This is a genomic window from Vibrio barjaei, assembly GCF_001639065.2.
Lineage (GTDB): Bacteria > Pseudomonadota > Gammaproteobacteria > Enterobacterales > Vibrionaceae > Vibrio > Vibrio barjaei.
In genome coordinates, this window is record NZ_LQXO02000006.1 from 164,762 (window position 1) to 187,985 (window position 23,224).

16 protein-coding genes are annotated in these 23,224 nt (G+C 44.9%); 7 read left to right on the forward strand and 9 right to left on the reverse strand.

The features are described from left to right. The first annotated feature begins 142 nt into the window (after positions 1 to 142). A complete protein-coding gene (locus AWH66_RS03415) occupies positions 143 to 778 on the forward strand; it encodes a murein L,D-transpeptidase catalytic domain family protein (RefSeq protein ID WP_063605707.1) in 636 nt (211 codons plus the stop codon). Positions 779 to 842: 64 nt separating this feature from the next. On the opposite strand, the gene AWH66_RS03420 is transcribed toward AWH66_RS03415, so the two are convergent. Beyond that, entirely contained in the window at positions 843 to 2,252 is a 1,410-nt protein-coding gene (locus tag AWH66_RS03420; RefSeq protein ID WP_063605705.1) for a DEAD/DEAH box helicase, read from the reverse strand. Positions 2,253 to 2,519: 267 nt separating this feature from the next. Between AWH66_RS03420 and AWH66_RS03425 the strand changes: the two genes are divergently transcribed. After that, positions 2,520 to 3,923 (forward strand): MATE family efflux transporter, encoded by a 1,404-nt coding sequence (locus AWH66_RS03425; RefSeq protein ID WP_063605704.1) that lies wholly within the window; start codon positions 2,520 to 2,522, stop codon positions 3,921 to 3,923. 59 nt (positions 3,924 to 3,982) lie between these two features. Here AWH66_RS03425 and AWH66_RS03430 read toward each other — a convergent pair whose 3' ends face one another. From AWH66_RS03430 to mnmC, 8 genes are all read right to left on the reverse strand, one after another. Continuing rightward, positions 3,983 to 4,948: an enolase C-terminal domain-like protein gene (locus AWH66_RS03430; RefSeq protein WP_063605702.1), complete on the reverse strand. Its 966-nt coding sequence runs from the start codon at positions 4,946 to 4,948 to the stop codon at positions 3,983 to 3,985. A gap of 7 nt (positions 4,949 to 4,955) precedes the next feature. Then, positions 4,956 to 5,960 (reverse strand): N-acetyltransferase DgcN, encoded by a 1,005-nt coding sequence (gene dgcN, locus AWH66_RS03435; RefSeq protein ID WP_063605701.1) that lies wholly within the window; start codon positions 5,958 to 5,960, stop codon positions 4,956 to 4,958. 166 nt (positions 5,961 to 6,126) lie between these two features. Further along, complete coding sequence (locus tag AWH66_RS03440) at positions 6,127 to 7,029, reverse strand: LysR family transcriptional regulator (protein WP_063605700.1); 903 nt, start codon at positions 7,027 to 7,029, stop codon at positions 6,127 to 6,129. 396 nt (positions 7,030 to 7,425) lie between these two features. Continuing rightward, entirely contained in the window at positions 7,426 to 7,803 is a 378-nt protein-coding gene (locus tag AWH66_RS03445; RefSeq protein ID WP_063605699.1) for a diacylglycerol kinase, read from the reverse strand. A gap of 4 nt (positions 7,804 to 7,807) precedes the next feature. Further along, positions 7,808 to 8,881 carry a DUF4056 domain-containing protein gene (locus tag AWH66_RS03450; protein ID WP_063605698.1) on the reverse strand — a complete coding sequence of 358 codons (1,074 nt, stop codon included), beginning with the start codon at positions 8,879 to 8,881 and terminating at the stop codon, positions 7,808 to 7,810. Positions 8,882 to 9,004: 123 nt separating this feature from the next. Continuing rightward, the gene (locus tag AWH66_RS03455; protein ID WP_063605697.1) at positions 9,005 to 10,831 is read right to left on the reverse strand and encodes a sensor domain-containing diguanylate cyclase; all 1,827 of its coding nucleotides are present in this window, start codon (positions 10,829 to 10,831) and stop codon (positions 9,005 to 9,007) included. A 7-nt stretch (positions 10,832 to 10,838) separates the two neighbouring features. Beyond that, on the reverse strand, positions 10,839 to 11,900 hold the full coding sequence (locus AWH66_RS03460; protein ID WP_083399945.1) for an ABC transporter substrate-binding protein: 1,062 nt from the start codon (positions 11,898 to 11,900) through the stop codon (positions 10,839 to 10,841). Between the two features lie 179 nt (positions 11,901 to 12,079). Next, positions 12,080 to 14,089, reverse strand: coding sequence for a bifunctional tRNA (5-methylaminomethyl-2-thiouridine)(34)-methyltransferase MnmC2/FAD-dependent 5-carboxymethylaminomethyl-2-thiouridine(34) oxidoreductase MnmC1 (gene mnmC, locus AWH66_RS03465; protein ID WP_063605696.1), 2,010 nt, complete (start codon positions 14,087 to 14,089; stop codon positions 12,080 to 12,082). 175 nt (positions 14,090 to 14,264) lie between these two features. On the opposite strand from mnmC, the gene fabB reads away from it, so the two are divergent. The 5 genes from fabB (at position 14,265) to truA (ending at position 23,144) form a co-directional block, all read left to right on the forward strand. Next, complete coding sequence (gene fabB, locus AWH66_RS03470; protein ID WP_006071332.1) at positions 14,265 to 15,476, forward strand: beta-ketoacyl-ACP synthase I; 1,212 nt, start codon at positions 14,265 to 14,267, stop codon at positions 15,474 to 15,476. 232 nt (positions 15,477 to 15,708) lie between these two features. Then, positions 15,709 to 16,854, forward strand: a complete 1,146-nt coding sequence (locus AWH66_RS03475; protein WP_063605695.1) for a 4-phosphoerythronate dehydrogenase — start codon at positions 15,709 to 15,711, stop codon at positions 16,852 to 16,854. Beyond that, on the forward strand, positions 16,838 to 17,851 hold the full coding sequence (locus AWH66_RS03480; protein WP_063605694.1) for an aspartate-semialdehyde dehydrogenase: 1,014 nt from the start codon (positions 16,838 to 16,840) through the stop codon (positions 17,849 to 17,851). The genes AWH66_RS03475 and AWH66_RS03480 overlap by 17 nt, the downstream gene beginning before the upstream one ends. Before the next feature lie 196 nt (positions 17,852 to 18,047). After that, positions 18,048 to 22,190 carry a FimV/HubP family polar landmark protein gene (locus AWH66_RS03485; RefSeq protein ID WP_063605693.1) on the forward strand — a complete coding sequence of 1,381 codons (4,143 nt, stop codon included), beginning with the start codon at positions 18,048 to 18,050 and terminating at the stop codon, positions 22,188 to 22,190. Between the two features lie 150 nt (positions 22,191 to 22,340). Next, entirely contained in the window at positions 22,341 to 23,144 is an 804-nt protein-coding gene (truA, locus tag AWH66_RS03490; RefSeq protein WP_063605692.1) for a tRNA pseudouridine(38-40) synthase TruA, read from the forward strand. Positions 23,145 to 23,224 lie beyond the last annotated feature (80 nt).

Here is a 23,224-nt window from a genome sequence, read left to right on the forward strand (position 1 = left end):
TAATTTCCGATCATGTTCAAATAATCATGTAAAAATTAGTAAACTAGATTTTATTAATAGTTAGGTTAGGATAATATTGTTCACTAATTAAGACAAAGACGTCTTTTATTTATTAACTCGATTAGAATAACTTGTTGTAATAATGGTAAAAAAGATATTTTCACCGTTGTGGGTGTTAGCACTTTCTTGTGCTTTCCTGTTTTCCCACAGCGCTCGCAGTGAAGCTGAGATTAGTCCAACATCGGCTAAAGGCATATACAACAGCGCTAAGCTGTATGGGATCGTCGATTTTCAGCTGTTTAAAGACGCCTATAATGCTTATGAAAGTACTGCCAATCGCAGTAAATCCCTGTTAACTATTATTGATTATTCAAAGCCCTCGACGGAAAAACGCTTTTACGTCATAGATATGGCGAAGAAGTCTTTGGTTTTTAATACGTATGTAGCTCATGGTATTAATAGTGGTAAAAAGACGGCGACTAAGTTTTCAAATATTATAAACTCTCGCAAGACATCACTTGGAACATTTTTAACGGATACGACCTATTACGGCTCTAATGGTTATTCACTGAGATTGGATGGACTAACAAAAGGCGTGAATGATAATGCTCGTGACCGTTATATTGTTGTTCATGGAGCAGATTACGCTAATGAGTCGTTTATGAAGAAAAACGGTTATCTTGGTCGTAGCTGGGGATGCCCAGCGTTGCCGGAAAAACTGTCTAAAGAAATTATTGATACGATTAAAGGCGGCAGTGTTATTTACGCCAGTTCTTAATGGATAATTATCTGATTTTTAAATTAAAAAGCCCACTATGAATAGTGGGCTTTTTGCTGTCTAGTTAAGCGTTTTGCTGTGGTTTACTAGCACGAGGCTTGTTAGGTCTAGGCTTACGCTTCTTGTTCGCACTGCTGTTCGTATTATTCGCACTGTTACGATGGTTAGAACTACCTGACTCACCGTCGCCATTACGTTTAGTATTGAACTTTCTTGGCTTACGAGGCTTATCTGCACGACCATGCCCAGATGAAGTCGATTTCTCTTGGCCTTCTTGCTTAGGTTTTTTTGGTTTCTTCGGTTTAATTGGGCGCGTGTCCAGTTTTGACTCAGGAACGGCGTTTACTGGTTTGAATCCCTCTAACTCGAAACGGTCGATGAGTTTACCTATCAGCCTTTCAATACCGAACAGCTCTTTTGCTTCATCAGCACATACTAAAGAGTACGCTTTACCAGTTTCACCAGCGCGGCCTGTACGACCAATTCGGTGGACGTAGTCTTCAGAGACATGAGGAAGATCGAAGTTCACCACTTGAGGTAGCTGTGGAATATCGAGTCCACGAGCCGCGATGTCAGTTGCCACTAGTACGCGAATTTGCCCAGTTTTAAAGTGCTCAAGTGCTTTCGTTCGCGCGCCTTGGCTCTTGTTACCATGAATCGCAAGCGCTGTGATTTTCTTACCTTCAAGGAAGCGGGCGAGACGGTTTGCGCCGTGTTTAGTCTTACAAAAGACTAAGACTTGCTTCCAGCTACCATCGTCTATTAGCTTGGCCAGCATAGCTGGTTTTTGCTTCTTATCTGCCACATATAAGCTTTGCTCTACGAGTTTTGTGGTTGAGTTTGGCGGTGTGACTGACACTTCAACAGGGTTATTCACCAACCCTTTAGCCAAATCACGAATCTCGTTGGAGAAAGTGGCTGAGAATAGTAGGTTTTGGCGATTTTTAGGTAGTAGATCGAGGATCTTCTTAATATCGCGGAAGAATCCCATATCTAACATACGGTCGGCTTCATCAAGTACGAGCACTTCAAGTTGAGAAAACTTAATGGCGTTTTGTTGGTAAAGATCAAGTAGACGACCTGGGGTAGCAACCATTACGTCACAACCCTTGCGTAGCTTAAGCATTTGTGGGTTGATCTTCACGCCACCGAACACGCACTGTGAGGTTAATGGAAGGTTAGTGCTGTATTTGAACACGCTCTCATGAACTTGTGCAGCAAGCTCACGCGTTGGGGTAAGGATAAGCGCGCGAATATGATTGCCTTTCACTCGCTGACCAGAGTTCAATCTTTCAAGTAGCGGTAGCGCAAAGCCAGCGGTTTTACCTGTGCCGGTTTGTGCTGCAGCCATGACATCCTTGCCTTCGATGATAGCAGGAATGGCTTGCTCTTGAATTGGTGATGCCTTTTCGTAACCTAGTTCTTGGATAGCACGAAGAATAGGAGTCGAAAGACCTAAAGATTCAAAACTCATAGTGGTACTCGTCGGTGGAGTGAGAAAAGTGGCAGTCATGGGATAGAGCGAATCTATCGTTATAAAAGGCCGTAAACCCAAGGATAGGGTAAGGCGCGCTATTCTGCGTGCTTTTGTGACGAACTTCAATACAATTCTCGTCGATTTGCGCTATTGAAATTTATAGGTAAGGTGTTTATATTGTCGCCGCCTAACGGGCACACCCTAAAATGCACATTCGCCATCCCGCCATCACTGGTGCATTTATATTGGTGTTTTAGAACTTTCATGCAAATGACTACTCGTCCTTTTTCTCGTTTTACTCGTGAATCGGGTGCATTAATGCATCTATCGATACCTATTATTCTGACTCAGCTTGCGACTCAAGCGATGGGTTTTGTGGATACCACAATGGCAGGTCAAGTAAGTGCTGCCGACCTCGCGGCGATAGCCTTGGGTGCTAGTCTGTGGATTCCTGTTTTATTGCTGCTTCGCGGCGTGATTATGGCGCTTACTCCTGTAGTGGCTTACCACCGTGGTGCGCGTGACTTTGAGAGCATCTCTGTCGAGTTCTTTCAAATGGTTTGGCTCGCATTGATTTCTAGTGCGCTGCTGGTGGCTTACTTGGTCAGTGCGAAACCTATATTAGAGTGGATAGGGGTTGCGTCAGAAATTATCCCTATTGCTAGTGATTATGCGTTTGCCTTGGCGTTTGGTGTGCCGGGTATTGCTTTGTTCTATACCTTAAATGGTTTCTGCGAAGGGATGAACAATACTAAAGCGCCAATGATCATTTCAGTTATTGGCTTGTTGGTGAACATTCCGGTTAACTACATCTTAATTTACGGTAAGTTTGGGTTTCCTGAACTCGGTGCGGTAGGTTGTGGCTGGGCAACCAGTTTGGTGTATTGGTTAATGTCAGGACTATTGTACTCTTACATTAAAGGCCATCATCACTACAAAACTATCATTCGGTTTACTGATATTAAACCAAGAGCAAAAGAGATGATTCATTTGCTTAGATTAGGTCTACCGATTGGTATGAACATCGCGGTTTGCGGCAGTATTTTTGCTGTCATCGCCTTGTTGATTGGTCGTATTGGAGCGGAAAATGTGGCGGCTGCGCAGATCGCCTTGAATATCTCCAGCATGACTTACGTGATTCCAATGAGTATTTCGTTTGGTATTACTATTCGTGTTGGCCACGCATTAGGTGCAAAAGACGAATTAGGCGCGATTGAACGCAGTAAAATTGGGATCTTGGTTGCGGGGTTGATGTCGTTAATATCGGTGACAATTTTCTTATTGTTCCCGGATTGGATTATTCGCCTCTACACAACAGATCCAGCAGTGAGTGCGACAGCGGCAACATTACTCGTGTTTACAGCGATGTATCAGTTTAGTGATGCATTGCAAACCTCTTCGAACGGTGCGCTCCGTGGGTATAAAGACACGAAAGTGCCGATGTTGTTGGCGATAGCTTCTTATTGGGGATTGGCATTGCCGCTTGGCATAGTGTTAGGGCTGACAGATCATATTGTGCCAGCTATGGGTGAAAAAGGTTTTTGGGTCGGCATTCTTACAGGACTGACTGTGGCTGCGATTTTGATGTTGCTGCGTTTACGCCACGTGATTAAAAAGCGTCCGCCTATTATTTCTGATAGAGCTTCTGATGGAATGACTACTCGCTAATAGTAAAAGCGCGTGATACCTGAGAAAGGGTCACGCGCTTTTTTATTATTTGTTAGGGGCTAGAGCAGTAATCGTCCGTTTTTATAGCTAAGTCCATTCTCGACATCGCTGCCAAGCAGCACTGGACCATCGAGATCCACCACTTCTGCTTTAGTAGCGATAGGCAATGCTGCTTTCATTGCCATTGACGTTCCCAGCATGCAACCACTCATGATCATCAGTCCCAGTTCTCGAGCTCTTCCTTCTAGCGCTAAGGCTTCTGTCAATCCGCCAGTTTTATCAAGCTTAATGTTGATCATCTCATAACAATCGACGAGTTCATCTAGCTCGGCTCTGGTATGGCAACTCTCATCAGCGCACAGTGGGATAGGATGAGGAATGCCCTTGAGCAAGTCATCTTGGCCACTAGGAACGGGCTGCTCAATCATGGTGATGTCTAGCGGTGCTAGTTGATCGAACAAGGACTCGAGATCAAGTGACGCCCAAGCCTCGTTAGCATCAATGACGATCTTCACTTCAGACGATAACGCTCGAATAGCGGCTATTTTCTCAACGACATCCTCGTTATCGAGTTTGACCTTCAGCAGCGTTGCACCTTCACTAATATACTGCTTTGCTTGGCTTGTCATAGTGTTGAGGTCAGCAACAGAAACCGTCATCGCTGTTTCGATGCTGGGTGCAATCGCAAAATAGGGTGATGGAAACTGGCTATCAGAAAGCCGACTTTCAAGCGACCATAACGCGCAATCAATAGCATTTCGAGCAGCGCCAGCCGGATAGTTTTGCAAGGCGAGTCGCGCTTCAAAGGGGTCTTGGGTCACTAGAACAGCACTAAACTCATTGATTTGCGCCATGACGGATTCCACCGACTCACCATACCTCGGATAAGGCGTACATTCACCTTGTCCAAGTTCTCCTTGGTATTCGATGGACACACGAACTACTTCACAATGAGTACGTGTGCCTCTGGATATGGTGAAGGGTTTCGCGAGTTTAATTGAGTGATGGTGCGCTTCAATCTTCATAAGACTCTCACAACGTTTTTAGCTTGTTAGCGATTGAGTCTACGCCAAAACGAACTGGGTCCGTTACGGGAAGGTCAAACTGTTCACTCCATTGTTGACAAAGTTCTTTGGCGTCAGACTCATTCAATATGGAAGTATTTAAACAGATACCCGCAAATTGGACTTTAGGGTTGGTCACACGCGCTGCCAAAAGGTTAGCGTTAATAGTCTGCTCAATCGTAGGCAATTGAGCGTGGGGAAGGTGGCGAATGTGCTGACGTCCAACTTCGTGACAAAGAATAAGCGCATCTGGCTGAGCCCCGTGCAATAGTCCCAAGCTTACGCCAGCAAAGGATGGGTTGAAAAGAGAGCCTTGTCCTTCAATGATATCCCACTCATGATCGTTAAACTCAGGACTTAAGGCTTCTACGGCACCTGAAATGAAGTCTGCTACGACCGCATCCACTGAGATGCCTTGACCATCGATTAAGATGCCAGTTTGCCCCGTTGCTTTGAATCTAGCGTCAACATTAAGCTGCTGTAGAGCTTGTTCGATAGCCAGGGCACTGAACATTTTCCCTACCGAGCAATCTGTTCCGACAGTGAGTAGCCTTTTCCCCGAACGCTTTTTACCATTACCTACTGCAAGGCGTTCGTCATAGTGTCTAACATCAAATAGCTGGATTAAGCCTTGATCAGCCAGGTGGGTTAACTCTGGGATGTCTGTCAGTCTTTGATGCATTCCCGATGCGATATCCAACCCTAGGTTCGCTGCTGCAATGAGTGTCTCTACCCAGTTTCTAGGAATAAAGCCGCCCGCATTGGCGGTGCCAATGACCAGTGTTTTCACTCCTTGTTGCTTAGCCTGCTCGAGTGTTAATTCAGTGAGTCCTAAAGAGATGGTATCCTCGGTTAGCCTAAGTTGTCCTAAACAGGCCTCTGGACGCCATTTGACAATACCGCGCGCGGTTTTTGCTGAAAGAGGATCAGTGACGTCACCAAGGAAAAGTAAGTAAGGCTGAGAAATGTTCATAGTGTCCCTTTATTCATAAGTAGCTAGATTCACAAGTAGCCAGCTTCACAATAGATTCGTACCTGCAAGGCTGATGCTATTTAAGATAGGGAGGGGATAATCTAATAGCGAATGCTCTGTTGTTGGTCGCCTATAACATTAGGTTATAGGTGGTCGTAAGTTGTAACTAGGCACGTGCGTGATTTTTCAACATCGAAAGAAAAGATTTCGTCGCAATCGAAAAAGGATGTAAGTCGCTGGTGAGCAGTGATACGGAACAATCGATAGCGTCAGATAGCTGAAGGCTATGTAAGCTCTCACTTGCGGCATATTGATTGGCAGTCCACGGATCAACAATCGCAATACCCGCGCCCAGAGCGGCCAGTTCTGCACCTGAACTGTAATTTCTAACCGTGAGAGACGGAACGAAATCAGGTTGTATTTGTTCAAGAGCGAGCGTGAGTTTTTGCCCTAAAGGATCGCGCCTGTCTAGGGCGATGATGTTTAGTTCATCGTCTAACAAAGCTTTTAACGTCACAGCCGCGTGTTTATTTTCGCTATCGTTCAATCGAGTGAAATCAGAGGTTGGCACTAGAACTTGCATTGATCTTTTGGTCAGAAGTTGGTGAGAGATACCGGCAGGAGTGTCTTCACCAAACGCGACGGCAATATCGAGTGCATTGTCGAGTAATGCATCGCACAGTTCACAGCGATTACCGGTGACCAGTTCTATTGAGCATTGATGTGTTTGATAGAATTGAGCGATCACTGGCGTCAGGAATTTTGTGGCCAATACTGGTGGCGCACCTATTCGGATGTGTTGATGCCCTTTTTTAACCTTATTGGTGAGGGTTTTAAACTGGCCGAGTTGTAGATAGATTTTCTCTACTTCTGGTAACAGGGTTTTGGCTTCTTGAGTGGGAACCAGACGTCCTTTGACGCGCTCAAACAGAGAGAAACCAAGCTGCAGCTCCGTGTGAGCTAGTACGCGGGTCACATTAGGTTGCGATACATGGAGATTTTTCGCAGCGCCCGAGACGGTTCCCGTTTGCATAATCGCGTAAAACACTTCTAGTTGACGTAAGTTCACAAAGACTCCATTCCCATACTGGCTCGCTCTAACTGTAATGGATCTTGCGCGTGAAGAGAATGGTCGATTTTGACGCGATAAGGACTCCTTCAGAAAATTGAAGGAGTCCTTATTTGTTAGATTTGACGTTGGCTTATTGTCTGTCTTGATCAAAATCTCCGTGGAAATGGTCGTGATCAGACACACTGTCGGCGAACCCTGCATAGTCAGAGCGTCTTGAAAGTGCCTGAGGAACGGTAGATAACTCTTATTCGCAAAGAATTCGTTGAAGTTCAATTCAATATCAGAGGTGCCAAAAGGCGGCTCAAAGCATGAGCACTAGATAAAACAAAGGCTCGAACCTAGGTTAGGTTCAAGCCTTGAGTTGAAATTAGAAGTAAGACGGCTGTGACGGAATTAGCCGATGAAATGCGACCAAAATATGGCTGCCCAGATCATCAGTGCTAAACCAATTGCAAGAAAAACGGCGGCAGAGCCGAGGTCTTTTGCGCGGCCTGAAAGCTCATGACGTTCTAAACCGATTCGATCAACAACGGCTTCAACTGCCGAGTTCATCAGTTCGACTATCATGACAAATACAACACTACCGACCAGAGCCACTTTCTGAAAAAGTGAAACATCGATGACCAAAGCGATAATAACAGCGGCAATCAATGCGACCACTTCTTGACGAAAGGCAGCTTCGTTCTTCCATGCTGCTATTAGCCCTAACCAAGAATATCGGGCGGCATAGATGATACGTTTGATTCCGGTGTTTTTTTGTATTTCACTCATAGTGTTAATTCAACTTCATTATTAGGGCATCGTTACGATTGTTCGCATCTTGGTCATCGACCGACTTAGCAATATTGGCGATCATCTGAAACTCTTGATGAGTCCAGACCTCTTTCTCATTTAATGCGGACGGCAGTATATCAAACGAATTGATCTTGTCAGCAGCGACGAGCTGTAACTGTCCAAATTGTTCTAGATGGCTAAATGCTGATAACGAAAGCGGCGTACCCTTAGTCACCCCATTTGGAGTCAAATCTAGGCTGTAGTGATAATCGCGAGTTTTGACTACCCACTTATCTGGTAAGCGTTTGCTGCTATCCCACCAGATGCCATCCAACTTTTTGAGTTGGGCAATGGTGGTGTCTTCGTCTTGTGCATCTAGCATTTTCAGGTGTTTTCTGAAGTACTGTGGAAACAACACAACAAAGGCATCTTGAGTGATGTCAGGGTTGATCTTAATGATCTCCATCGCGATTAACGCACCGAGCATATTTGAGTACAAATCTTCAGGAGAGAAGGCGGAAGGATACTCTTTAAATCCGCCGACGGACACTAAGCCATACCATTGTGCGATTTCATGCCACTGGGCTAGTCGAAACGCCAATAGGCCTGCAAGTTTGGCTTCTTCGTTGTTACTTGAGTCAAGCTCGTCTAAGTTACTGAACTCGATTTTGCGGCTACGAAGCTCAGGTGTAAGCGCCAATTCGAAGTGGTCACTGTCACGATTTTTGATGCTGTGATAAAGGTATAAGGTGAAGTCCGCAGTATCTCTTACATGAGCAGTATCGATGAAGCCACCTTTATTAGAGAAAATCAGACCGTTAACTTCGTCTGACGTGCCGAGAAGACTACCTATGACACTCGAAGAACCATCATTAAACACGTGAGCATCAACGTCTTCGACATTGAGTACGTTTTTAATGGAGTAGAAAGGGACGGGCACGCTTCCTAGCTCAGCTTTAAGGCCTGTTCCAAAGGCGCAGCATGGTCTTATCCCTACTGGTACAGTGTTTACGTCAGCAAAGCTAGGCTGAACAGACGCAAAAGCTAGACTAAGTAGTAATACTATTCTTCTCATAATCAACCAAAAATCAGTGTGTGGAACGAAAAAACGGCAAAGTGTGCAGTTTACACAGCCTTGCGTTGTCAAAAAAATGCAAGAATTTGTGGTGACGATAATAAATCAATGAATTGATGAGATTTACCATTTGGTGCCAGGTGCGATTTCTACGTGGTTTCTGCCTCGCTTTTTGGCGGCGTAGAGGGCCTCATCCGCATTTTCAAGCATGTATTGTGGAGTAATGGGGTGTTCACCTAAGTGCTGAAACGCGACACCAATGGAAATGGTCACAATGTCATAAGGGTCGTTACCGGAATGCGTGATGTTGAGTTTCTCTACTTCTTGCCGCATTTGCTGTGCTAGCACGACACTCTCTTCTTGTGAGGTATTGATGAGAAGTGCACAAAACTCTTCCCCCCCGATTCTCGCCACCATATGACCACAAGGAGACAACACTTGCTTGAGTGCTTGTGCCACATAACGAAGGGCAAAGTCTCCTTGGACATGACCATAGGTATCGTTGTATTGCTTAAAGTGGTCGACATCTATCATCATGGTCGTAATGGTACTAACAAAGAGGCTTTCGGTGTTGTGGGCGAGCTCAGTCATAAACGGACGGCGGTTGGGTAGACCAGTTAGTTCATCTGTTTCGGCAGCGATATGTAATCTGCGATTAGTTTCGATGAGCTCGCCTTGTAAAGCAGTCATCTCGTTATGGTTTTTCAAGCGAATATGCAGTTCGCTAACAGTGGTTGATAACCGGCTTAAAATAGTTCTCTGCGTTTCTGTCCATTGCTGGGAGTGATGCAAGTTAGACGCACTCAATATGCCAAAAACAGACTGACCATCAATAAGAGGGAATAGGGCAATAGAGGCGACATTCTGGGTTTTAAGCAGCGCGTATTCAGTTTGAGCATTGTCTTTAATCGATTCGATGTCATCGATAATGATGGGGTCAAGAGACAGTAACCGCCTTTGCAGCAATGTCATGGTTTCGATATTAAAACCTTCACCTAAAGGGTTCTTTGAACCATCTGCACGCCATGAATAGCTGAACGTAGCCATCTGAGCTTGGATTGAGAGTATGCTAATACGATCGATTTCTAGAACCCGTCCTATCGGTTCAAACGCGCTATACATCACTTCGGTAACATTGTCTTCGTTACATGTGAGTATGTTTAATGACATATCTGCCAAGATACGATGCAACTTACTTTGCGCTTTGTACGCTTCCGTTTGCCGTTCAATAGAATGTTTAAGTTGGCTTTGATGCTGCAATAGCTGACGTTCAGTTTTTTTCTGTGCCGCAATCGCATTACGAGAAGTGTTGTTTAGGTTTTGCAAGGCGTGAGCGACATAAGATAGTTCATCTGTACGCTCTGTTAAACCTTGCGGTAGTTTCACTTTGCTTGAGGTTCTGGGGCTAATATCTTTCGAAAGACTATAAAGCTCTAAGAGTGGCGCTGTTATTAGCTTGCGAACAATGTAGAGAATAACGACCAGAATAATTACGGCTTCGATAATGTTAAGTAAAAGCCCTAATGCGAGCTTAGATATCACTTCTTCTTGGATAATTTCGTCGTCAATCATGTAAGAGATGTTGCCGAGGTAGCGACCGTTGTATCGCAGTTCTAAAATCGAGGGGCTGGTTTTGATCTGTGGTGATAAATTGGCGTCCAAATAGGTGCCATCGACGCCTGTTAATCGAATATTGCGAATGTAATCATCTTCACTAATGCTCAGCATAAGTTGCTGAAGTTGTGAGAGGTCTAGATCCCATAGCGACTCTGCAATGGGGTAGGTGAGCGAGTGTACGTGGACTCGAGCATGTTTGTTCACCTTGTGTATTTCCTGTCGATAGTCGACATAAGCTTGAATACCTACGTTTAACAGCGCCAGAGCTCCCGTAACAATAATCAAAATGGTGATCATTTTGCGGCGGATGGACATAGCATTGAAGCGCTGCATCTATCGTTCACTCACTTTTGACAACAAAAGGGTCGATTGGATTGGCAAAAATGTCGATATTTTCGAAGTCTATGTTGCTCCATGTTTTGTCCTCAAGCGTAGAGAACAGCTCAGAGGGATAACGAATTAATTGGAATAGATTGAATTTGGTTCTTTGTGGCCAACGCTGGTCTTTCTGGTGATGGTGAATCTTAACCATTTGCAGGCCGACTGCGGTGAAATGTCCACCGCCCAATGAAGTAATGTGCCCAATTTTAAGTTTAGATAGTACTGCTTGTGATGTGTTGATAGTGCTAATAAAAATGTCGTTGCCGATACTGCGTCTAGCCTCTCTAACCGCTTTTTGAGCACCAAATGCCATGTGATCGTTAGCGGTCCAGATGTAACGGACTTTTGGATGACGTTTAAGCAGGACCTTGGTTTGTTCATAAGCCAGATCCTCTCGCCAATCTCCGTACACTCGCTGCGCAACCGTGGTGTGTTCTTGCTGCATCACAAACGCCATAGCACCTGCTTCGCGATTGTTTGATGCGGGAGTGTTTTTATCTCCTGACAGGATTAAGAATGCGCCTTGTTTATCCTTTCCTTTTTGATACAGATCTTTGGCAGTGAGATATCCGATATTAAAGTTGTTGGGAAATACGCCAGGCATAAGCCGCGTATTCCATATTGGATCGGTTCGCAGCGTTTGTTTGTTTGAAGGGGAGAGGTCGTTGAGTACGAAAGAAACAAAGCAATCTGATTCATATAGCATGTTTAATAGTGCGAGTCCGTTGTTTTTTTCATTAACGAGAACGACATAGTCGGGTTTAGGCAAAACTTGCATCCGTTCTGCAAGCAACTGCTGTGTCAGAATGTGGTCTCTATTACCGTGAAGTATCTCCAAGGTTAAGCCCAGCGAGGATGCCGCGGTTTTCGCGTAGCCGTCAACGTCTCCCCAAAAGCTCTCATCAGCAAAGCCTGGATTAACGAATAGAACTCTTGTTGTGACGTTTTGGCTCGCACTTAATGCGAACGGACTATGAATGATAAGCAAGCAGCATATCAACCAAATGGGTCTCCAAATCATACTAACACTCCCTGTGTTAGTGAAAATTATGGGATTTAGATCACGTTAAGTCGAATGGATTGGTTTGAATTTGTTGCGGATTATTCGCGTTTCTCATTTCTTAAACGCTTTTTTGGTTTTGAGATAGTAGAAGTGAAAGGCACCAGCCACGAGGTTGGGCGTGGCTGATGCAGGTTTGCTTATAGGGTTAAAGGTTTTGATTTTACAATTCGTTTAGTCCAAGCCCTAGCGGGATGCAGTTGTGATAAAACATCCACGGGTAGCGGAAGAGGATCACCGCAAATCTCAGAGGCTAATAGTTCAGCCAAAAGCGGCGCAGAACTCAGTCCTCGAGAGCCTAAACCGAGCATACAATATAAGCCGCTATAATTCGGAAGTTCATTTAAAGTGTTATCGCCCTCCGAATAGGAGGCTTCCAGCGTATCAAAATCACACACTTGACCAACAAAGGGTAAGTGATCACGACTCACGGTGCGAATCCCCTGTCGTGACTGGTTATCAGTGGTATCTACCTCATTAACCCAATCGACGTCTTGAATACAGTGTCTGAGTTTTTCGGCATTCTCGAACTGAGCTTGTTGATCAAAATGGCTGTCGATGTGTTTACGATCGTAGCTTGCGCCGATGCAATGGGTGTCTGTTTGTGGATTGTTTGGTGTCATATAGCCGTCATAGCATAAGACGGACTTTAGCGATTTGAGCTTATCTGTCGTCTGAATATGGCTGACTTGTCCTTTTACCGCCGTAAGATGAAGTTTCTCGGTTTGTTTTATAGCACTAAATTTATGGCCATTAGCAACGATAACTGTGTCGAAATGCGTTTGATGGATAGTGCCGTCGACGAGGATGACTTGCCACTTTCCGTCCTTCGTTTGTTTTAGCTCAGCTACTTCTAAATTAAAGTAAGCACTACTTTTTCCGTTGTTGATATTTCTTTGGATTAGACCTTGAGTGAGCTGGGATGGACATAACCAACCTCCGAGAGGGTAGTGAATGCTCGCATGCGGTGAAGGGAGGCCTATGGTCTCTGAGGTTTGTTCTGCATCTAACTTATGGATAAGCGCTGTCGGAAAGCCTCCTGACAACATACGCTCAAGTTTAGTTGTAGATTTCTCGTCCCACATCAGTTGCGTGACACCACACCAATCGTGGTCGTAAGGGATTGTGGTTGCTGCTTGCTCCGCAAACTGGCGGGCATAAATAAACGCAGGAGCAAACACTCTCGATACGCCTTTGTGTTCACCGTTAAGAAGTGGGTAAACTGCACCTTGCCTGTTTCCGGATGCACCTTGAGCAGGTTCACTGTCTTTGCAAAACAGTTGGCTGTGAATCCCTCGATTGGCTAACGCTTTCGTCAGGCAAGCACTAGCAATACCGCCTCCAATAATAGCCACTTGTTCAGGTGTATTTAGGTTTGGTCGATAATACAGAGAGTGATAATTTGTGAATGGCGTTTTTTGTGCGATTTGACCGACAATCATGTCGCGCTTTGTGCCAAAACCTTTGGCTTTACGCATATCAAAACCCGCTTCGATTAGACCTCTTCGGACAAAACCTGCTGCCGTAAACGTTGCACAAGTACAATCTTGTTTACCGAGCTTGACCATGCCGTTAAACAAGTCCTGATTCCACATCTCTGGATTCTTACTTGGCGCAAAACCGTCTAAGAGCCAACAATCAACAACACCTTCTTTTGGTGTGGGTACTAGCGGCATGCAGTTTTTAATATCACCAAACCAGAGATCCAGCGTTATCGCGCCATCCGCCAAGACGATGCGATGACATTCCGGTAAAGCCATAGGGTAATGTGCTTGCAACTGTTCGGCATACGGCGCTAATTCAGGCCATGCTTGATGCGCTTTTTCTAGATCGGTTTTTGAAAGAGGGTATTTCTCAAAGCTAATAAAATGCAGTTCTTGAAGTGTCGAATCTGGATTGCTCATTCGGAACTGTTCGAACCATTGCCACACTGCGAGGAAATTGAGGCCGGTACCAAATCCGGTTTCAGCAATGACAAAACGTCGTTGTTCGAAATCCTGCCAACGCTCCGGAAGGCGATTTTGTTTCAAAAAAACGTAACGTGTTTCTTCTAACCCATTGACATTAGAGAAGTAAACATCGTCAAATTGGTCTGAAACTGGAGTACCCGACTCATTCCAGTCGAGTTGAGCGTGAGTGATGGAAGTCATAATATTGACACTTAACTTGTGTTATACCCGTTACTAGAAAGTTATCACAACTACAGTTATTAGGGCATTGGTAGCATTTATTGGTGCGGATTGTACGAATTTATGGGAAAGCTGACCACTTATATCCTGTATCTTCGTTATCATTTAGCAGTTTTTGAATTTATAGGAAAGTCACATGAAACGAGTCGTAATTACCGGTATGGGTATTGTTTCGAGCATCGGTAACAACGTAGAAGAAGTTTTAGCGTCTCTAAAAGCAGGCCGTTCTGGTATTAACGCCTCAGAGCAGTTCAAAGAGATGGGCCTTCGTTCTCAAGTGTGGGGCGACCTGAAAATCAACCCAGCTGAGCACATTGATCGTAAAAAAATGCGCTTTATGGGTGATGCTGCGGCGTACGCTTATCTGTCTATGGAACAGGCAATTGCTGATGCGGGTCTAACAGAAGACCAAGTATCAAATGATCGCACGGGTATTGTTGCCGGTTCGGGTGGTGCTTCAGCACTAAACCAAACACTGGCGGTAGACACTATTCGTGAAAAAGGTGTGAAGCGTGTTGGTCCTTACATGGTACCTCGTACTATGTCTTCAACTGTTTCTGCATGTTTGGCGACTCCATTTAAAATCCGTGGTGTGAACTACACGATGAGTTCTGCATGTGCAACTTCGGCACACTGTATTGGCCATGCGATGGAACTGATTCAACTTGGTAAACAAGACATCGTATTTGCTGGTGGTGGTGAAGAGCTTGATTGGACGCAAACTATGATGTTTGACGCTATGGGTGCACTATCTACTAAATACAACGAGACACCAGAAAAAGCCTCCCGTACTTACGATGCAAACCGTGACGGTTTTGTTATCTCTGGTGGTGGCGGTATGGTTGTTGTCGAGGAACTTGAGCACGCTCTAGCACGTGGTGCGACTATCTACGGTGAAATCGTAGGTTACGGTGCAACTTCTGATGGCTACGACATGGTAGCGCCATCTGGTGAAGGTGCGGTTCGTTGTATGAAGATGGCAATGCAAGACGTAGAAGTGATTGACTATGTAAACACTCACGGTACATCAACCCCAGTTGGCGACGTAAAAGAGCTGGGCGCTATTCAAGAAGTATTCGGCGGCAATAGCCCTGCAATCTCGGCGACAAAAGCAATGACGGGTCACGCATTGGGTGCGGCTGGTGTTCATGAAGCGATTTATTCTGCGCTAATGCTACATCACAGCTTTATTGCACCAAGCATCAACGTTGAAGAACTGGATGAAGCGGCTCAAGGTCTAGATATTGTTACTGAAACTCGCGAACAAGAACTGAACACAGTGATGTCAAACAGCTTTGGTTTTGGCGGTACTAACGCAACGTTAGTATTGAAAAAGTACCAAGGCTAAGACTGGATAATCAGTTATTATGATTTCCAGAGCTGACCAGTGAAAATTGGTCGCAGACGCAAGTTTTAGCCCCTGGAGAGCGGGTTAGAATCCTTTTGTTCTGGATATTGCCCAGCCATTATTGGCTGGGCATTTTTCTATCTACGGAGTTTGAAGAGAGTTCTCTCGACACTGTGGTGAAGATCTAGCACAATTCACGCCTAGGTAAGGACAACACCCTTTGGACAAAACAATGAAGATTATTGTTGATGAAGCAATGCCTTATGCTGTCGAATTGTTCGAGCAGCTAGGAGAAGTTATAGCGAAACCAGGACGTGAGCTAACGGCTGACGACCTTATTGACGTTGATGCGTTGATGATACGTTCGATCACAAAAGTGAATGAATCGTTGCTAGAAAAAGCGAACAAATTGAAATTTGTCGGTACAGCGACAGCGGGCATGGATCATGTTGATCAAGCATTATTGCAACAACGTGGTATCTTTTTCACGGCTGCACCAGGTTGCAATAAGGTTGGCGTTGCGGAATACGTGATCAGTAGCTTGATGGTTATTGCTCAGCAACAAGGTTTCTCTATTTTTGACAAAACAGTAGGCATTGTTGGTTGTGGTCAAGTAGGAAGCTATCTTCAAAAGTGTTTACAAGGTATTGGTGTTAAGGTTCTGCTCAACGACCCTCTTAAGCAGCAACAAAGCGACAGCCGTGAATTTACCGATCTAGATGTACTGCTAGAGCAATCTGACGTCGTCACTATGCACACGCCAATTACACGAGATGGTGAATTTCCGACTCATCATTTAATCGACGAAGCGCGTTTAAACAACTTTAGAGCTGACCAAATCTTAATAAACGCAGCACGTGGTCCTGTGGTGGATAATGCTGCTCTAAAGCAACGACTACTTAAGAACGATGGGTTTACTGCCGTTCTTGACGTGTTTGAGTTTGAACCAGTAGTTGATTTTGACCTGCTTCCTCTGTTAACGTTCGCGACCCCTCATATTGCGGGCTATGGTTTAGAGGGTAAAGCTCGCGGCACGACGATGATCTTCAATAGCTATTGTGAGTTTTTGCAGTTATCTGAACGTGCTAACCCAGATGCTTTATTACCTATTGCCCCCATTCCACAAATTACATTAGATAGAGAGTGGGATGAAGCGACACTGCATAGCATGACTCAAATCATCTATGATGTACGCAAAGACGACGCAATTTTCCGCCGTAAGATTCACAATGAAGGCGGCTTTGATAAAATGCGCAAAAATTATTGGGATAGGCGTGAATATGGCGCCATCCTTGTTAAAGGTAACGATTCATGCAATTTAGCACCTTTAGCAGAACTAGGATTTCAAATCGAGGTAGCCAATGAGCCAACAATTTAATATTGCTATATTTGGAGCAACCGGCGCTGTAGGTGAAACTATGGTGGAAGTGCTTCAAGAACGTGAATTTCCAATGGGTGACATTTACTTGCTGGCTAGTGAACGTAGTGAAGGTAAAACTTATCGCATTAATGGTAAAACCGTTCGAGTCGAGAATGTAGAAAACTTTGATTGGTCTCAAGTTCACATCGCATTGTTCTCTGCTGGTGGCGAGCAATCAGCGAAGTGGGCACCGATTGCGGCTGATGAAGGCGTGGTTGTTATCGATAACTCTTCAAACTTCCGTTACGAGTATGACGTTCCTTTGGTTGTTCCAGAAGTTAATCCAGAAGCGATTGCTGAGTTCCGTAACCGTAACATTATTGCCAACCCAAATTGTTCAACTATTCAAATGTTGGTTGCATTGAAGCCTATTCATGACGCTGTAGGTATTGATCGTATTAATGTCACGACGTATCAGTCAGTGTCTGGCGCGGGTAAAACAGGTATTGATGAGTTAGCGGGTCAAACGGCAATGCTGTTAAACGGCAAACCAGTTGAAAATAAAGCGTTTAGCCAGCAGATTGCGTTTAACTGTATTCCACAGATTGACCAGTTTATGGACAATGGCTACACCAAAGAAGAAATGAAAATGGTGTGGGAAACTCAGAAGATCTTCAATGATGCGAGCATCATGGTGAACCCAACGTGTGTTCGAGTTCCGGTATTCTACGGCCATGCTGAAGCGGTACACTTAGAAACTCGTGCGCCAATCTCAGCGGAAGAAGTGACGCAACTGTTAGAGCAAACGGACGGCATTGAAGTATTCCATGGTGCAGATATGCCAACCCAAGTTCGTGATGCGGGCGGCAAAGACCACGTTATGGTTGGTCGTATTCGCAATGACATCAGTCATCACAGCGGTGTCAACCTTTGGGTAGTTGCAGACAACGTACGTAAAGGCGCCGCGACGAATGCAGTGCAAATTGCAGAAGTATTAATTCGCGATTACTTCTAAATTCGTTACGTTGGATTTAAGTTGATTATTAAAGGCCTCTTGTTAGAGGCCTTTGTTCTGTATAGAGTGACAAAATTGGTACGAATATCATGCTTGAATCATGTTTTTTCAAGGCTGAGCTATAGTTTTGCAGTGATTATCCGATATAGTACCAAGATTAGATTTGTATTTTTTATCGCAGACAGCTGAGCCTTCCATGCATCATTTTTTAAAGCCTTTGCTGGTGACACTTGCACTAGCAGGAGCGACGACTTCTTTTTCTATCAGCGCTGATACTATTCGATTAACTGGCCCTAACGGTGAAGCTCTGGCTGCGCCACAGTTTTCACAGCCAATTCGTAATCAAGTTACTCCAGATTCTGACACGCCTGCTCGCTATTATGGGCCTACTAAGGTCAACGAAACTCTTTGGTCGATTGCGAGTCGGTTCAAACCAGCAGACGCTACTGTACAACAAACGATTTACGCCTTTTATCAACTCAATCCAGCCGTATTTGAGCAAAACAATATTCACAAGCTGGTCCCTAACAGCGAGCTCCGTATCCCGTCTGACACTCAAATCAATCGTGTCGATTTACAAGAAGCTTTAGCCGTACTTTCTGCTCATCAAAATAAACTCAATTCAGCAGCGACACAGACCAAGGTGGTCGCGGAATCAGAGCCTGCGGTAAAACCGGCTGATGTGAAACCAAGGTTGGAAACATCGGCGATAACCGAATCGAATCCATCGCAAGCCACGAAAGAAAAAGTTTCGGACATAAAACCTCAGACAGGTTTAGAGCAAGTTATTCCAGCAGCGAAAGGCTTAATTGAGTCGGGTGAGATTAAGCCGCCAGCACAAGAGCTAACTCAAAAGCTTCAGGAAGAGTTGACGCGTTCAGAAAGTGAATTACTTTCCTTAGAAGAGCGTAATCATCAACTGAGATTGATGTTGTCAGAAGTCCAAAATGAAGTGGAAGTTCTAAAAACTGAAGTCAGCAACGAAGAGCGTATTCGTACAGAGGTTGAGCGACAGCTCAGTGAAGAAAAACGCAAGCAAGCAGAGATGGCAAGGCTTGCGCCGAGCAAGTTGGATACGTGGTTAGCTAAGCCTTGGTTTGTTGCCTTACTAGCATTTGTTCCTGCATTGCTGATCGGCTTATTGGTAATGATGGTTTTACGATCTCGTAAGCAAAAGACGCAGATTACTAGTAATCAAGAAACCAATACTTCAAATCCGTCTTCTGATGTTGCAGCAGCGACCGCTGGTGTTGCTACTGCAGCTGTTGCGGTTGATACTCTGGATGATGATAACCCGTTCTCGGATGACCTCCTTGCTGGGATTGAGGAAGATGATGACAGTAGCCAACTAGAGGTAGAGCAACAGCCAGAAGATGATATCTTCGCCGATTTGAATGATAGCGATCTTGATTTCAATTTAGATGATGATGACGAAGATCCGTTCGCCAGCATCGACGAAGATGGTGAGCTGGATATCGGTTTTGTTGATCTTGACGCGAGTAATAACGGCATCAGCGTTAAAGATGGTGAAAAGGCATTAGGTCTTGAAGAAATGGAACGTGCACTCAATGATGTTGCTGTTCCAGATGCAGAAGATGACCTCGATTTAAACTTGTCTGATACAGATTCAGAGCCTGTTTCTCAACAAGAGCTCGACGATCTGTTTGCTGATTTTAACGGCACGTCTAATAGTGAAACGACGGACCTTGATTTGGAGGAGCCTGAAAGCTCCCTGAATCAAGCGGACATGGACGAGTTACTTGCGGGTGATAGCTTTGATCTAGAAAGTGATGGTGACTTTAATCTCGATGATCTAGATATTGAAACCGATAACAAAGCTGCATCAGAGCAAGCAGATGAGCCCGTTGATAATGCCGATATTGATGACCTTTTTGCCCAGTTTTCACAAATAGATACAACGCCTGAAGCGCCACAGTCTAATACCGATGAGGTCACACAAGACGAAGAAGTCGCACTTCTAGACGATATGCTGGACGACGATTTTGAATTGTCGGATTTGGATGATTCTGATCTAATGCTCGATGAAATAGTCGATGCTGATGAGAAAGAAGTGACTGACAAGGAGCTTGAATCTTCCGAGAATATAGACCTAGATGATGTCACTCTGCTGGCAGATGAAGACTTAGAGCTTGATGAAAATAATACCGATTTACTTGATGAGTTGCTTTTCGAAAGCACATTAGGCAATTCAGCCTCTGATGAGAAGCAAGCCGTCGGTCTGGACCCGTTTGCCTCTGACGATCTTATTGGCGCAGATATTGATTTAGATAATGAGATCGAAGACAGCGAACTTGAACTCTCTGAACTTGGACTTTCTGGCCTTGAGCCATCAAACCTTGAACCTTCAACAGTAGAAGCCGAATCTCCACTAGCACAACAGCCTGACGACGTAATGGCTGTAGCAGAAAGTACGGATGTAGAAGAAAACACTGATGTAGATAAGCCGGTCGAAGAGAGTGTGGCTGCCACAGCGCAAAATGTGACTGAAGACCAGCACTTAGAGGATGAACTCGATCTGGCATTAGATGCTGAGTTGTTTCCAGCTACTGCTGAGGCTGAGCAAGTAAATATCGAAGAGCTCGATTCGATGGATTTGTCTTCATCTTCGCAAGCTCCTGCTGTTGAAGCGCTGTCCCAAGTGGAAGAGCCATCAACATTAGATGACTTAGACAGTAATGTTCCTGATGTTGATTCTATTCCAGATAACCTAGGCATTGAAGAAGCGCCGTTAAAGTCAAGTTTTGAAAGCGAAGCTTCGCAAGAGAACGAGCGACGTAACGAGGCGCATCAGCAACAAACGTCAGCCAGTGATAACGCGAGTACTGCATTTGAAGATGAGTTCGACTTCTCCCCTGAAATTGAAGGGGTAGGCGAGTCGGGCACAGCGCCGCGTGATGATGCGCAAGAACAGAAAGAACTTGAAGCCTTGATGGCAAATGAGTTTGGAATTCCTCAAGATGATGATTGGTTGACAGATGATGAACATACTCAGTCAATTGCGGTGGAAGCAGCAGTGGCTGAATCATCTCATGAAGAAGAGTCAGAAGATGACTTTTTAGCCAAGGCTTTACAAAGTGAATACAACGAAGAAAATGCCTTCGCCGATGCAGAGGGTGAGGCTGAGGATACGTTGCAGCCGGATTCAGAATTGGCTGCCGACTTTGCCATGGCTGATGATGAACTACCTGAGTATAGCGAAGAAGATGCGCTTGCTGATGTGTTGGCAGGACCGCCAATAGAGCAGGAGGGGTCTGAGCCAAGCGATGTTAACGAATCGGATATTGAAGCCGTACTACATGACATTGAACTGCCAGAGGTAGACGTTGCCCACAATACTGAGAGTGACATTGAGACTGCTTCTCAATCAGATGCCACTCAAACGATGCTGGAACGAGAACCGATTGAAGAATTTGATTTTCCTGATTACACCGAAGAGGACGCGTATGCGGATAGCGAGCAAGCAGAACCTGAGCTTGTTCATGAGACTTCGGCTCAGGATGAGTTCACCGGTGGCGCTATTTCGCTAGAGGACCTACCGGAATACGATGAGTCACAAGCTGCGGCGGATATGGAGCCGTCCGCTTCTGAACAAGAGCCAAGTTTTGCAGTTGAGCAAGACATGGTAGGTGAAACATTAGATCACTCAGAAATTGATGCTCTAGCAGATGCTTTCTCTATGGTAGACATGTCAGCCATTGAGCAAGAAGGTCAGCTGGGGGAGTTGCTGCAAGAGGGTGAGCAAGCGTTCTCAAATATTAGTCCTGTTGACCAAACCACTGTGGATAGTGCTGGTATGGATTTAGGTGTGATGCTGCAAGATGCTCCAGACCAAGAAGGTGGTGAGGACTGGAATGGTTTCTCATTGACTGACGAGCAGCGAGCATCAATCGACCATCAAATCCCAGATGAAGAACAGGAAATTTGGAACAACACTCATGCTGGTTCTTTAGCTGATGCCAGTGAAGAAGACTGGGCTTCCCAAGACCCTGTCGCCGACTTTGAAGACAACGCAGAACAATTTATGACGATCGATGAGCTGATGGCACAGGTCGACGACAATGATTCCACCGATGAGGAAGAAGAGTTGAAGTTGGATGTGGGATTGGATGAGTTCCCTGATGTTATTGGTCCTATTACTGAAGTCGATGTCGATTCTGATTCCGAAGCCGCAGGAAACCTTGATCTTGCCAAGATCTATATCGAAATGAACGATTTCGACGGGGCGGTGAAATTACTTGAGAAAGCGCTACTAGAAGGTAGTGGCAATATTCAATCAGAAGCGAAGGCCTTGCTTGCAAAGCTTTCCGAATATCAGTAAATAAAAGTGATGTAAAACGGCGGTTGAATGACCGCCGTTTTTGCTTTTACGCTTTGATGACAAAGCATTCACCACCTACGGGTTTATACCTTTATGAGTTGGGTATATACTTTGCCCCCTTTGAAAATTGACAGATAGACAGAGAAAACGATGAAAGTTGCATTAGGTATCGAATATAACGGTGCAAACTACTACGGTTGGCAAAGACAAAGAGACGTATCAAGTGTGCAAGAGGAGCTGGAGAAAGCACTATCGATCGTTGCAAATCAGCCAGTAGAAGTACAGTGTGCCGGTCGAACAGATGCAGGTGTGCACGGCACTGGGCAAGTGGTTCATTTTGAGTCTTCTGTCATTCGTAAACCAGCGGCCTGGACCATGGGTGTGAATGCGAATCTTCCTAAGGATATCGCTGTACGTTGGGCAAAAGAAGTCCCTGATGAATTTCATGCTCGTTTTTCAGCGACTGCGCGACGTTATCGTTATGTGATCTTTAACCATACGTTGCGACCTGGCATTTTGTCTTCTGGTATTAGTCATTATCATGGTGAACTTGATGCGGAAAAAATGCATCAAGCAGGTCAACATTTGCTGGGCGAAAATGACTTTACGTCGTTTAGAGCGGTTCACTGTCAGTCTCGAAGCCCATGGCGTAATATCATGCATCTAAATGTTTCTCGCCATGGACCGTACGTGGTTATTGATATCAAAGCTAATGCCTTTGTTCATCATATGGTGCGTAATATTACTGGCAGCTTGATTATGGTGGGTAAAGGTGAACAGCCACCAGAGTGGATTGAATGGCTATTGCAGCAGAAAGATCGCAAGTTAGCCGGTGCAACGGCAAAAGCCGAAGGCCTGTATTTGGTCGATGTGGATTATCCAAGTGAGTACCAGCTCCCAGAAGTGCCAATTGGTCCACTATTTTTGCCGAATGATGTGAACTCTGGTTGGTAATTGTACTCGAAAATCAGTAGAGACTTTCGGCGTTACAAATATTTATGGCAATGTCACAAGGATAGGTACAACCAGTTTTT

Excerpts from the sequence above, each read along its gene's own strand:
- AWH66_RS03415 (WP_063605707.1), top strand. The coding sequence starts at position 143 with ATGGTAAAAAAGATATTTTCACCGTTGTGGGTGTTAGCACTTTCTTGT.
- AWH66_RS03420 (WP_063605705.1), bottom strand. The coding sequence starts at position 2,252 with ATGAGTTTTGAATCTTTAGGTCTTTCGACTCCTATTCTTCGTGCTATC.
- AWH66_RS03425 (WP_063605704.1), top strand. The coding sequence starts at position 2,520 with ATGCAAATGACTACTCGTCCTTTTTCTCGTTTTACTCGTGAATCGGGT.
- AWH66_RS03430 (WP_063605702.1), bottom strand. The coding sequence starts at position 4,948 with ATGAAGATTGAAGCGCACCATCACTCAATTAAACTCGCGAAACCCTTC.
- dgcN (WP_063605701.1), bottom strand. The coding sequence starts at position 5,960 with ATGAACATTTCTCAGCCTTACTTACTTTTCCTTGGTGACGTCACTGAT.
- AWH66_RS03445 (WP_063605699.1), bottom strand. The coding sequence starts at position 7,803 with ATGAGTGAAATACAAAAAAACACCGGAATCAAACGTATCATCTATGCC.
- AWH66_RS03450 (WP_063605698.1), bottom strand. The coding sequence starts at position 8,881 with ATGAGAAGAATAGTATTACTACTTAGTCTAGCTTTTGCGTCTGTTCAG.
- AWH66_RS03455 (WP_063605697.1), bottom strand. The coding sequence starts at position 10,831 with ATGCAGCGCTTCAATGCTATGTCCATCCGCCGCAAAATGATCACCATT.
- AWH66_RS03460 (WP_083399945.1), bottom strand. The coding sequence starts at position 11,900 with ATGATTTGGAGACCCATTTGGTTGATATGCTGCTTGCTTATCATTCAT.
- mnmC (WP_063605696.1), bottom strand. The coding sequence starts at position 14,089 with ATGACTTCCATCACTCACGCTCAACTCGACTGGAATGAGTCGGGTACT.
- fabB (WP_006071332.1), top strand. The coding sequence starts at position 14,265 with ATGAAACGAGTCGTAATTACCGGTATGGGTATTGTTTCGAGCATCGGT.
- AWH66_RS03475 (WP_063605695.1), top strand. The coding sequence starts at position 15,709 with ATGAAGATTATTGTTGATGAAGCAATGCCTTATGCTGTCGAATTGTTC.
- AWH66_RS03480 (WP_063605694.1), top strand. The coding sequence starts at position 16,838 with ATGAGCCAACAATTTAATATTGCTATATTTGGAGCAACCGGCGCTGTA.
- AWH66_RS03485 (WP_063605693.1), top strand. The coding sequence starts at position 18,048 with ATGCATCATTTTTTAAAGCCTTTGCTGGTGACACTTGCACTAGCAGGA.
- truA (WP_063605692.1), top strand. The coding sequence starts at position 22,341 with ATGAAAGTTGCATTAGGTATCGAATATAACGGTGCAAACTACTACGGT.